The organism is Shewanella sp. 1311 (genome assembly GCF_059338235.1).
In genome coordinates this window covers 4,532,090-4,544,179 of record NZ_CM181686.1, presented here as the reverse complement: position 1 = coordinate 4,544,179, position 12,090 = coordinate 4,532,090, and the positions used below count along the sequence as shown (strand labels likewise).

Annotated in this window: 12 protein-coding genes; 5 read left to right on the top strand and 7 right to left on the bottom strand. The window is 45.2% G+C overall.

The genetic code is table 11. The features are described 5' to 3' along the window. Nucleotides 1-52 precede the first annotated feature (52 nt). The 5 genes from AC5YB3_RS19935 to AC5YB3_RS19915 all read right to left on the bottom strand — a co-directional run bounded on the left by AC5YB3_RS19935 (nt 53) and on the right by AC5YB3_RS19915 (nt 4,810). Nucleotides 53-409 (bottom strand): YibL family ribosome-associated protein, encoded by a 357-nt coding sequence (locus tag AC5YB3_RS19935; protein ID WP_006081182.1) that lies wholly within the window; start codon nt 407-409, stop codon nt 53-55. Nucleotides 410-523: 114 nt separating this feature from the next. Continuing rightward, complete coding sequence (gene nrdG, locus AC5YB3_RS19930; RefSeq protein ID WP_494527202.1) at nt 524-985, bottom strand: anaerobic ribonucleoside-triphosphate reductase-activating protein; 462 nt, start codon at nt 983-985, stop codon at nt 524-526. Between the two features lie 119 nt (nt 986-1,104). Further along, a complete protein-coding gene (gene nrdD, locus AC5YB3_RS19925; protein WP_006087421.1) occupies nt 1,105-3,222 on the bottom strand; it encodes an anaerobic ribonucleoside-triphosphate reductase in 2,118 nt (705 codons plus the stop codon). A 259-nt stretch (nt 3,223-3,481) separates the two neighbouring features. Then, nucleotides 3,482-4,171, bottom strand: a complete 690-nt coding sequence (locus AC5YB3_RS19920) for a hypothetical protein (RefSeq protein WP_494526016.1) — start codon at nt 4,169-4,171, stop codon at nt 3,482-3,484. Nucleotides 4,172-4,291: 120 nt separating this feature from the next. Next, nucleotides 4,292-4,810, bottom strand: a complete 519-nt coding sequence (locus AC5YB3_RS19915) for a MarR family winged helix-turn-helix transcriptional regulator (protein ID WP_494526015.1) — start codon at nt 4,808-4,810, stop codon at nt 4,292-4,294. A 147-nt stretch (nt 4,811-4,957) separates the two neighbouring features. On the opposite strand from AC5YB3_RS19915, the gene AC5YB3_RS19910 reads away from it, so the two are divergent. Next, entirely contained in the window at nt 4,958-5,971 is a 1,014-nt protein-coding gene (locus AC5YB3_RS19910; RefSeq protein ID WP_494526014.1) for an NADP-dependent oxidoreductase, read from the top strand. 110 nt (nt 5,972-6,081) lie between these two features. On the opposite strand, the gene rssA is transcribed toward AC5YB3_RS19910, so the two are convergent. After that, nucleotides 6,082-7,029, bottom strand: coding sequence for a patatin-like phospholipase RssA (rssA, locus tag AC5YB3_RS19905; RefSeq protein ID WP_494526013.1), 948 nt, complete (start codon nt 7,027-7,029; stop codon nt 6,082-6,084). Between the two features lie 249 nt (nt 7,030-7,278). On the opposite strand from rssA, the gene AC5YB3_RS19900 reads away from it, so the two are divergent. The 4 genes from AC5YB3_RS19900 (at nt 7,279) to AC5YB3_RS19885 (ending at nt 10,392) form a co-directional block, all read left to right on the top strand. Further along, nucleotides 7,279-8,634: a DEAD/DEAH box helicase gene (locus tag AC5YB3_RS19900; RefSeq protein WP_006087417.1), complete on the top strand. Its 1,356-nt coding sequence runs from the start codon at nt 7,279-7,281 to the stop codon at nt 8,632-8,634. Between the two features lie 202 nt (nt 8,635-8,836). Then, complete coding sequence (locus AC5YB3_RS19895; RefSeq protein ID WP_006081174.1) at nt 8,837-9,274, top strand: DUF3010 family protein; 438 nt, start codon at nt 8,837-8,839, stop codon at nt 9,272-9,274. 47 nt (nt 9,275-9,321) lie between these two features. Beyond that, nucleotides 9,322-9,846 carry a M48 metallopeptidase family protein gene (locus AC5YB3_RS19890; RefSeq protein WP_494526012.1) on the top strand — a complete coding sequence of 175 codons (525 nt, stop codon included), beginning with the start codon at nt 9,322-9,324 and terminating at the stop codon, nt 9,844-9,846. Between the two features lie 90 nt (nt 9,847-9,936). Beyond that, nucleotides 9,937-10,392 carry a hypothetical protein gene (locus tag AC5YB3_RS19885; protein WP_311989429.1) on the top strand — a complete coding sequence of 152 codons (456 nt, stop codon included), beginning with the start codon at nt 9,937-9,939 and terminating at the stop codon, nt 10,390-10,392. Nucleotides 10,393-10,750: 358 nt separating this feature from the next. Here AC5YB3_RS19885 and AC5YB3_RS19880 read toward each other — a convergent pair whose 3' ends face one another. Continuing rightward, on the bottom strand, nt 10,751-12,052 hold the full coding sequence (locus tag AC5YB3_RS19880; RefSeq protein ID WP_006081171.1) for a peptidoglycan DD-metalloendopeptidase family protein: 1,302 nt from the start codon (nt 12,050-12,052) through the stop codon (nt 10,751-10,753). Between the last annotated feature and the right edge of the window lie 38 nt (nt 12,053-12,090).

The window sequence follows — 12,090 nt, the reverse complement described above, 5'->3', positions numbered from 1 at the left end:
CACAAACACGCGATCGACACTCGATCCCGTGTCAGTGACAGCCTAACCCACATTAAAATTTTGCGGGCGCGTATCCAGTGACTTCCTTTAGCCCCATTTCACGGCCGATAGCCGTCATAGGGTGGATCACCACAAGACCTTTGACAGACTTTTTCAGTTTGCCCATGTCCGCTTGTTCATCTTTAGTCAAAGCGCGATGGAAAGACAAACCTTTGATATCTGAACCTTGCTTATTCAATAAGCGGGTTTGTTGGCCTTTCACACTGCCAATTTGCTTAGTGACTGCAGCGATTTCGCGCTTGAACTGGGCAATAATGACGTCATCGCCTCTTTGTTCAGCCGCAGCAAGTTTACGACGAAATTTATCTAATTTATCGTTAAGCTGCTGCAGTTCTTGCTTTAAATTCATTCTGTTACCTTAAATTACCTAAGTTAGCCACAGTAAAATCTTAGCCTGATTATGCTAGCGTCTGTGTCAAGGCCTGAGATTATAGCAGCAAGTTACAGATCCTCGTTACCGCTTTTATAACAAACGAATGATCTGATTGCTGCTACCGCGGAATACGAGACTTGGATCGGCAAGACTTTGTTCAAATTTGCCATCCACCAGTACATCAATATAGGCCAACACGGCGCGCTGTTCATCACTCAACTCATCAAGCACATAACCCGTCCACAGCCAAATATCTTTACCTGCACACTCGCTCTTGACTCGTTTGACGAGCGCCAAAATGGCACTGAGATTGACAGGCAATAAAGGATCGCCCCCCGAGAGCGATAAACCACGGCGTACAATCCGCTTGTCATTGAGATCGGCAATCATCCTATCTTCCATCGTCCTATCAAACACATGCCCAGAACGGGGATCCCAAGTACTTTGATTGTAACAACCACGGCACTGGTGCTCGCAGCCAGAGACAAACAAGGTCGCACGGGTACCAGGGCCATTGACCACATCGATAGGGAAATATTGATGGTAATTCATTGATAGTACTTCATAGTGCATTTCATCTTTTAACATTGGGACTTATCCCATGGCACTATTTGATTTGATGCCACGTGATGCCACGGAATAAGTCTAACAAGCAGAATAAAATAATAGTGTTACAAGTGTTTGATCCTACGTTTTACTTCTTCCTGTTTACCATAATTAAAGGGTCGCGCATCTGGGCTGCCTAAGTAACCGCACACTCGGCGCGTCACTGACACCCGACTTGGCTCATGGTTGCCGCACTTAGGGCAAGTGAACCCTTTACTAGTACAGCTAAATTCGCCAGTAAAGCCACAGTCATAGCATTCGTCGATTGGCGTGTTCGTGCCATAGTAAGGCACGCGGCTATAACTATAATCCCACACGTTTTCCAGCGCTTCGAGGTTATGCTGCATGTTGGGATATTCGCCATAACAAATAAAGCCGCCGTTCGCAATTGCGGGATATGGCTGTTCAAAATCAATTTTATCGTAGGGGTTAACGCTTTTTTCCACATCAAGGTGGAAACTATTAGTGTAATAGCCCTTGTCTGTCACGCCTGTGACTAGGCCAAATTGCTTCGCATCCAGTTTACAAAAACGGCTGCAGAGACTCTCACTTGGCGTGCTATACAGGCTAAAGCCATAACCTGTTTCAGCCTTCCACGCATCCGTGGCGGCTTTAAGATAGGCAACAATAGCGACGGCTTTGTCCCTTAATTGTGCATCGTCAAATACATGGGTTTGGGTGCCATAGAGTGCATTCATGGTTTCATGCAGGCCAATGTAACCGAGTGAAATCGAAGCGCGACCATTTTTAAAGATTTGAGAGACATCATCATCGGCACGTAAACGTACTCCACAGGCGCCTTCCATATAGAGGATAGGTGCCACACGGGCTTTAACGCCATTGAGTCGCTCAATGCGAGTATCCAGCGCTTTACGGGCTAAGACTAATCTGTCATCTAAAAGACGATAAAATTCCGCTTCATCACCCTTAGCTTCCAAGGCAATTCGCGGTAGGTTTAAGCTCACTACCCCGAGATTATTGCGCCCTTCATGCACAAGTTCGCCATTTTCCTCGTAGGTGCCTAAAAAGCTGCGGCAACCCATTGGAGTTTTAAATGAACCTGTGACTTTCTCGACTTGCTCGTAATTGAGAATGTCGGGATACATGCGCATAGTTGCGCATTTGAGTGCCATCTGTTTGACATCGTAATTGCAATCGCCAGTCTTGTGATTAATGCCATCGCGAATCGCAAACACTAACTTAGGGAAAACTGCCGTCTTGCGATTTTTACCTAATCCCGCCATCCGTACTTTCAGCATAGATTGCTGAATTAAGCGGGATTCCCATGATGTGCCTAACCCAAAGCCAAAGGTCACGAACGGTGTTTGGCCGTTGGCGGTATGCAAGGTATTAACTTCATACTCCAAAGACTGAAATGCATCGTGACATTCTTTTTCAGTTTGCGCCGTGGCAAAAGCTTTGGCGTCGGTGATCTTCCAATTCAGGGCGATTTGGTAATGTTTGTCGTAGCTCTTAGCAACAAATGGCGCTAACACTTCGTCGATACGATTAATGGTCGTGCCGCCATAAATATGGCTCGCCACTTGGGCAATGATCTGCGCGGTGACGGCTGTCGCCGTTGATATAGACTTAGGGGTTTCAATTTCGGCATTTCCCATTTTAAAGCCATGGGTCAACATACCAGCCAAATCAATCAGCATACAGTTAAACATCGGGAAAAAAGGCGAGTAATCTAAGTCGTGGTAGTGGATCTCCCCCGCTTCATGGGCAGCAACCACGTCCTTTGGCAAGATATGACTCTTGGCATAATGTTTGGCGACTATGCCCGCGAGCAAATCCCGCTGAGTTGGGATAACTTTCGAATCTTTATTGGCATTTTCATTGAGTAACGCCGCATTGCTTTGCTCGACTAAACCACGGATTTCGAGGTTTAATTTACTGGTCGCTTCACGGCACACATCTCGGTCGTGACGGTATTCGATATACACCCGCGCCAAGGACTTATACGGCCCTTCCATCAGTAAATTCTCCACCGCATCCTGTAGATGATGGATATCAACTTCGGTTAAGGTCGCAACGCTTTGACTGATACACGCTGCCACTGTCGCTGCATAGTCGCCATCCTCTATTCCAACTGAGTTTGCAGCGGCATTCACTGCATCCCGTATCCTTGTTTCATCAAAAGGTGTGCGGCAACCATCACGCTTAATTACGACTGGCATTGTTCAGTTCCTCTCCATCTCGCCTAAAAATTAACACTACATCTAGTGATTTTAAAATCATAAAACACAATATGTAGAGCATTAGGCTACAACGACGGTGAGGCGTCCATGATCCAGATCATAGTTTTTAGGATGAAATAAAAGAACAAACCAGAACTGCAGCTAGGCCCAATTATCTGAAAATTGCGCCTTGACCTGCTGATTAAACCCAGCTAGTTGATGCCTGAAATCAGTGATGCTCAAGCACCATAACTCAAGATTAACGCTTAGCGAGTGCAAGATAACTACTGAGTTGGCCCGATGCCGACTGATGCGAGCCCATAGATGAAGCGAGTTGCATCATAGATTTAAGCCCCTGCCATTGCTGTTTTTGAGCATCTGTTAGCGGTGGCTCGGAATTCAAATAATCCGTTAATTGGCCAAGGACTTTGGTGGCTTTTTGGGCGAGCACCGGCGACTGAGCATCATCCATATTGGTCAAAACGTTTTTCGCATCGACCAAAGTATTAATCAGGGGGTTGTTCGGTGATTTTTTGGCTAATGATTTGAGCTCATCATCTAAGAAATCTTGCAGCGACTGCTTACTCGACGTGGTTGTGCTCGGAACTGTAATACCGTTTTTTGATAAACGGTCGAGTTGCACGTCCGATAAAATGCCGTCTTTTTGTAAACGTGACACTAATGCGGGAATATCGGCGACACCAAATTTGCCATCGGCAAAAAAATCCTTCGCCATCGACTGAATTTTCTGTGCACGTTGCGCCCGTGGCGACAGCGCTATCTCATCGGCTTTACCCGCGTCGGGTTTAGCGGCATCCGTCTGAGTTTTCTTGGTCTCAGTGGTCGCATCGGTTTTGGCCGTACTCGTCTTTTGGCTATTGGCACCATAGGCATCGGCGATACTGGTACTGCTGCGATTAAGATTGAAGGCATTTAAAATAGAATTCATCGTCAAAAATTCGGCGTCTAAGACTCAATGACGGTTTTAAAGCAAAAACTAAGCCAATCAAGTATTAATCTGTGCAGAGCCTGAATTTTCGGGTAGCGAACAGCACCAGTAGCTTTATCTCTAGGACTGTAAATCTTTAATAAGGGCAAGACATTGCCGCCTCAGTAAATCGAGTGCCTCGGCATCCATCTGCACTTTATTCAGCAAAGTTTGTTTCAAGGCTAGGGCTTCATGCTTAATCGCCTCTCCCTGAGCCGTCAGAGTGATCAATTTTTTCCGCTCATCTTCAACGCAGGCCAAACGCGTGATCAAGCCTTTTACCTCTAACCGCTTAACGATAGGCGTTAGCGTCCCCATATCGAGCTTAGTCGCCGCCGATAGCTGGGTTTGACTGCAGCCATTTTGACGCCACAGGGTTTGCATCACCAGATATTGAGGGAAAGTTAACTCGTATGCCTCTAGTAAAGGACGATAAGCGCGCACTAAGGCATTACTCGCGGAATATAACGCGAAGCACACATTATCAGATAAACACAGTGCATCCCTTGGCGCTAGGCTTTGTGACTCTGGGTTTTGTAGCTCTGGGTTTTGACTCTGCTCTGTAGATCCGAGCTCTGGGTGAGATAAACAATTTTGCACGTTTAAGCGCCTGTCATTCAAACATAGCGCTATCTTATCCGATCCGCCCCATCGCATCTAGTTTGCGCGCAAAGTATTTGCATTGTGTCATGAAGCCACGTACAGTTGACGCAGTTAGTTTGCGCACAAACAAAAGGTTAATTTTCTATGAATAGCACTATTACCGAAACCCGTGAAATCCATTTAGCCAGTCGCCCTGAAGGCATGCCTACGGCAGAAAACTTTGCTTTAGTAAATAATCCCTTAGCACCGCTCGCCGATGGGCAAGTGTTGATAAAAAACCTGTGGATGTCGGTCGACCCTTATATGCGCGGCCGCATGGTAGATCGTAAGAGTTATGTTCCGCCCTTCGCCCTGAATCAAGTCTTAGAAGGCGGCTCGATTGGTGAAGTTATCGCGTCTAAAAACAGTGATTTCCCAGTAGGCACTAAAGTCAGCAGCATGTTAGGTTGGCGCGAGCACGCTGTCACTGACACGGCTGGACTGACCGCTCTGCCGCAAACCGAATTAGACAGTTCACATTTCCTCGGCGTGCTTGGTATGCCGGGCATGACAGCGTGGACGGGACTGACTCGCATCGCAGATTTAAAAGCAGGTGAAACCCTGTTTGTTTCTGCCGCATCAGGCGCCGTCGGCAGTGTTGCTTGCCAGATTGGTAAACTGATGGGTGCTCGCGTAATCGCCTCAGTGGGTTCAGACGAAAAAGCGGAATTGCTGCGAAGCTATGGTGTTGATGCCATCATCAATTACAAAACCTGTGGCAATCTCACCCAAGCGCTCACAAAAGCCGCGCCAGAAGGGATTGATGTGTACTTTGAAAACGTCGGTGGCGAGCATTTAGCCGCAGCGCTGAGCAATATGAAAGATCATGGTCGTATCGCCGTTTGCGGTATGATTTCGCAGTATAACGACACAGCGCCAACACCTGGTCCAGACAACTTGGCCCTGATAGTGATGCGTAAACTTAAGTTAGAAGGTTTTATCGTATCCGAACATTGGGCGCATTATCCTGAGTTTGCCGTGAAAATGGCTCAATGGTTAGCTGAAGGTAAAGTCAAAGCTGAACAAACCATTTATCAAGGGCTTGAACAAGCACCTGATGCCTTTATCGGTCTGTTTGAAGGTAAGAATCGCGGTAAAATGTTGGTGAAATTAGCGTAACTCGCCATCAAAGCGACATAAATGCTCAGTTTTAGATAGCAAAAAGTCGGTATAACGCGAGTTATACCGACTTTTTCTATTTGATAGTCAACTGTTTATCTTTTAACGTTTTAGCCCTTCCACAGTGCAGCTTCAATCAAGTGAGCCACCTTCTCCACAGCAGCTTCACCAGCGGCAATCGCCTCATCAGCACGGTGAAACTCCATAGTGCCGATATTGCCAACCTCAGGCACAATACAAATATCTGGCGGATCGCCCATCAAGCGTGCCCGTTTATGTCTTTGCTCTAAAATGCCCATAGATTGCGACATTACAGCGATCATGCCAGGATTCGATTTAGTGCCAAGTGAAAAATTATCGGTCAGATTGCTGACATAATCTCGGCCACGGGCAAACAAATCCATAAATCCAGTTTCTTGTCGCGCTGACATATCCATTTCAGCTTCAACGTTTTTTTGGCTCGTCATGCTCACAGGTAATACTTGGATGCGACCAGAATGATAACCATATAAATCCACAGCGATCACCACATCGACACCCATGGCACGGCTAACAGAAACAGGCACTGGATTCACCACAGCACCATCGACAAGCCAGCGGTCACCTTGTCTCACAGGCGCCAAAATCCCCGGCATAGAGCAAGAAGCCCGCACCGCTTGACGTAAATCCCCTTCAGTAAACCAAATCTCCTGCCCGGAGTACAAGTCGGTCGCAACCGCCGCAAAGGGACGATTGAGGTTCTCAATATTCACATCCCCTATTCGAGCTTGCAGCACATCAAATACTTTATCACCGCCGATAAGACCGCCTTTACGCCATCGAATGTCCATCAAGCCAAGTACGTCCCAGCTAGAGAAACTCCGAACCCATTCTTCTAATTCAGGTAAATGGTCATGGGCGTACGCGGCACCCACTAAAGCGCCCACCGAACATCCCGCAACTTTATCGGGTTTGATCCCCATGGCGGCAAGGCCATTCAACACGCCAATGTGTGCCCAACCTTTCGCAGCGCCACTGCCCAAGGCAATACCAACCGAAGGGGTTGTTCCGTTAGCCATAAATCATTCTCCTGTTGCTCAATCCACTACACGATAACGTAAAATCATTTCATATCCAGTGTCAATTGGTGAAACCAAGGCAATTAAGTACTTGTAACATCAATGTAAACAAATGCAGGCAACTAAGTGTAAATGGCACACTTTCGCGATAAATCAACGCGTGAAGCAGAGATAATCACCGATGTGGATAGCTGAGTTAGGGCGATTAAGGCTATAATCTGCCCTTACTAAGATTTAGGGGATATACCTTTGCAATTTACCGATTTTTCTCTGGACCAGCGTCTGCTTCAAAGCATAAAACATATGGGGATCACAGAACCCACCGCCATCCAGGAACAAGCACTGCCTATCGCATTGGCAGGTAAAGATTTAATGGCGTCATCAAAAACAGGCTCAGGTAAAACCTTAGCGTTTTTGTTACCCGCATTGCAAAGAGTCATTTCTACCCGCTCACTGTCAAAACGCGATCCTAGAGTATTGATTTTATTACCGACCCGCGAACTAGCACATCAAGTGTATAGTCAGCTTCGCCTGCTGGTCGCCAACACCCAATACAAGGCCATCAGCGTTCTAGGCGGTGAAAACTTTAACGATCAAGCGAAAGCCCTAGCGAAAGAACCGCATTTTATTGTCGCGACGCCGGGCCGTATCGCCGATCATTTAGAGCAAAAACATTTATTCCTGAATGGGTTAGAGTTACTCGTGCTCGATGAAGCCGACCGCATGTTAGATTTAGGCTTTGCCCCGCAGTTGAAAGCCATCAACGATGCTGCCGATCATAAACGTCGTCAAACGCTGATGTTTTCTGCCACGTTAGATCATGACGAAATCAATGATATCGCGGCAACGCTGCTAAAAAATCCAGCGCACGTGGCGATTGGCGCGGCTCACTCTGAGCATAACGACATTCACCAACGCATCTTCTTATGTGACCACTTAGACCATAAAGAAGCGTTATTAGCCCGTTTACTTAAAGATGAAACCCACAAGCAAGTGATCATCTTTACTGCGACGCGCCCAGATACAGAACGCTTAGCCGCTAAATTAACTGCGCAAGGTTTTGCAACCGCCGCACTCAGCGGTGATTTAAAGCAAGCCGCACGAAACCAAATCATGGACCAATTTGCCCGTGGCCAACAACAAGTCCTAGTGACAACCGATGTTGCCTCTCGTGGTTTGGATTTGCTCAATGTGTCTTTGGTCGTCAACTTCGACATGCCTAAATTTGCCGAGGAATACGTGCATCGTATCGGCCGTACTGGCCGTGCTGGCGCGAAAGGTGATGCGATATCGCTCGTCGGACCTAAAGATTGGGACAACTTTAAGAAAGTCCAAGTGTTCCTTAGAAAGACCTTTGAGATCAGTACGATTCCAGGTCTAGAAGCTAAATTTAGTGGTCTAAAAAGCAAAGCCAAACAGACACCAGCAAAACGTGTTGCTAAAGCCGAGCTTGCTAAAGGTAAGAGCAAAAGAACTAAAGCAGCCACACCGGCGCCTTCACGGGATAAGCGTTTTATCACGGGCGTGGACATTGGCGATGCACCAATGCGTAAAAAGCCTGCTGCGGCGAAATTACTGCAAGACAATGATACAGAAGAAGTTTAGAACAAATTAAAGCATACATGCCGGTGGATTTAACATCAGATTTTATTTCTGATACACAACACATTGGCTGATCGAATACTGGGAATTGACGCACTAAGCGCATCAGTCTGTCGCCAAGCGAATCAAAAGCGCAGGGTAAACACTGATCCTCACGTCATTTCCAGCTACAATAGCGCTATTATCGATATTTTGAAGGTGTAACATGAGAGTTTGTGGTGTTGAATTAAAAGGTGGCGAAGCCATTATCAGTTTATTGAGCTATGAAGGTGAAACCTTCAATGTGCCAGAATGCCGTAAGGTGTCTTTCACCGTTTCCCAATCTGCTACCACAGAAGCTATTCGTGAGTTTCACTTCGCTTTTCATAAGCTTATGCAAGATTATCGCGTTGATGAAGTTGTCATCATTGAACGTGAACAAAAAGGTAAATTGGCGGGCTCAGCCACAAGTTTTAAACTTGAAGCCGCGATTCAATTAGGTGAATTACCTGTCAGCTTACTGTCTCCTGTCACTATCAAAGAGCAAAACAAGCGCAATCCACCACAGGTTGATTTCGATAGTTTAGATCTTAAAAAAGTGCAGCAGTTAGCTTTCGAAGCCGCTTACGCCCAGCAAAATCGCCGTATTTTCGGCAAAGTTTAAGTAATGCGATGACTCAGGCTCCGAAGTCATTCGGAGCCAAATTCCCTATGAATCCATTAAAATACTTAAGCGGTTACAGCCCAGATATTCAACAGCAGGTACAGCAACATCTCGATGCTGGCACATTACCTAAGCTACTGTTGAAACGTCATCCTGTCATACATAGCGTTCGCAGCGATAAAGCGCTGTACGACTACACCCAAGCGATTAAAAACCAATTTTTACGCCAGTCGTCACCACTCTCGAAAGTGATCTTCGATGACAAAATTAACATTAGTCATCATGCACTTGGCTTACATTCCTACGTCGCGCGAGTTCAAGGCAATAAAATCAAAGCTAAGAACGAAATTCGCATATCTTCACGTTTGAAGCGTGTACCGGAACCCTTATTGCGTATGGTCGTTGTACACGAATTAGCCCATTTAAAAGAAAAAGATCACAACAAGGCTTTCTATAATTTGTGTACTCATATGGAGCCGGATTATCACCAGTTTGAATTTGATTTACGCTTATTATTGACCTGTATCGACGCCAACGTATCCCCTTATTCCGCAGATAAAGCCGACACTTGACCTTAGTATATTTTTCGCCCACAACTTGACTGATAATAGTTTTCATTTAGAATACTGAAGTATCTCACGCTGCAGAATTCAGTAACGACAATGACGAAACAGAATATCGATAAACTTTTGAGCAAGTGGTGTAAAAAACAAGCTAAAAAGTTACTCAAAACACAGCCGAGATCTGTTCCAAGTTCAGGAAAAGCGATTCCATCCTTATCTCATCTGAACACACTGACTGATAAATCTTTGACGAATAAAAAAGCTCAGCGTAAGCACCTCACCAAATTACTCACGAAACATATTTCACAACAAGAATTTGCCCATAGCAATAAATCCGCACTCAAGAAACAGTTAAAACTGGCAAAGGCTAAGTTTATTGCCGCTAATGATGCAACATTTTCATCGACTATGATTACTCGGCTCACTCCTTTACCCACAGAACGCAGCTTTGCATTACGTCCTTTTAAAAAGTCTCCCTGCGGTGGCTGTCCCGCTCTAAAAGGTAAACTGTGTAAGTGTGCATTAAAAGTGATGCAAAGACGCCAAGCAAGCTGATAGACGCTATTTAACGCTAGGTATTTAGTTCTGTTCAGTCCCTAATAAATAGTGCTAGTTACTTTAAAGGTCATCAACTGCCAAATTGAGTCTCTTAACAGTCAAAAGAATAACTCGCTATCAGACCCTAACTGAAGCTCACCACATCCGCTCTATTTATCCCCTTCTGTGTATATCGCTATTACTACGAATCGAATAAATTTTAAAGCTTCCTTACAACTCGAAGAATACTTGTGATAGCAGAAAAATATCTACAACAAGAAGAATGATGGAAACAAAAATGCCGATGAAATTTACATTTCATCGGCATTAATAAAATCTTAGAACGCTTATTCAGACTTGGCGAGACTTAGTTCTATTAGCCAAGGTTCATCATAGCTTCACGACTCTTCACCATATTGGTAAATGTGCGTAAGTCTTGATTCGCTAACTTGCTAGACATAGGAATATCCGCTTTCAACGGGTCAACAGGTTTACCATTGATATGGAATTCATAATGTAAGTGTGGACCCGTTGAGCGACCAGTATTACCTGATAAAGCAATCACTTGGCCTCGAGTCACTCGCTGACCTTTACGCACAAGCGCCTTAGATAAATGCAGGTAACGGGTACGGTACTTACCACCGTGGTCAATCACAATATACTTACCAGCGAACTGATGGTCAGTCACTAAACTAACAACACCATCACCAGGAGCAATCACTTTAGTCCCGATAGGCACTGAAAAGTCGGTTCCGTTATGGGGTGAAATACGGCCAGTAATAGGATGCTTACGATATGGATTAAAACGGGAACTCATGCGGGGTTGTTTAGCTAATGGATAACGCTGGAACGCACGTACTAAACTCTGGCCCTTGGCATCGTAATAACTGCCGTCAGTATATTGAAATGCACTAATTTCAGAACGACCGGTTTTAATACTCACGCCTAAAATTTGGCTACTGCCCGTTGCTTCACCTTCAACATATTGATCATTTACCAAAACAGAGAATTTATCGCCAACGCGTAAATCACGGGCGAAATTCAATTTTTCTTTGAGTAAATCTTCAATCCGCTGAATGTCTGCCGCAGCTAAACCCATTTTTTGTGCAGAGACGTAGAATGAGCCTTTAATATCGCCAGATATAATACGATTTTGCCAAACGCCTTCAACGTTGACTTCTTCAACATTAAAACTGCCGTCTTCATAACGTGTAAACACCACTTGGCGAGCGGCGTTAAAATAAAGTTCTAATTTCTGTAATTGGCCTTCGTTATCGAGCCAAAATTGCATTCTGTTACCAGGCAATAAGGTATCAAGTGCCAAAATATTTAAATCAGCTTCTAACACCTTATACATGGTCTGCTGATCAACACCCGCTTTCGAAAATAACCCACTTAAGGTATCACCAGAAACGATAATTCGCTCAAACTGTGGAGCGTTATTAATAAGGGTTGCTTGATCTTGGACTTCAGGTTCAGAAACTTGGGGGAGAATATTTTCAATATCGAGGACAACAGGGATACGCTGAGCAGTTGGCACAACATGACCATTATTCGGCATTAACATAGCAGCGCCAATCAACAAACCACCCATTAATAGAATGTTTTTTTGGGTCGATGATAAGTTCTGCAAACGGGTTTGCGATAAGTTGATAAAGTTGGGTTTGCCTGTCTGCAACGCTTTTCACCTTTCGTTAACTTTGCGTTTTATTTTTG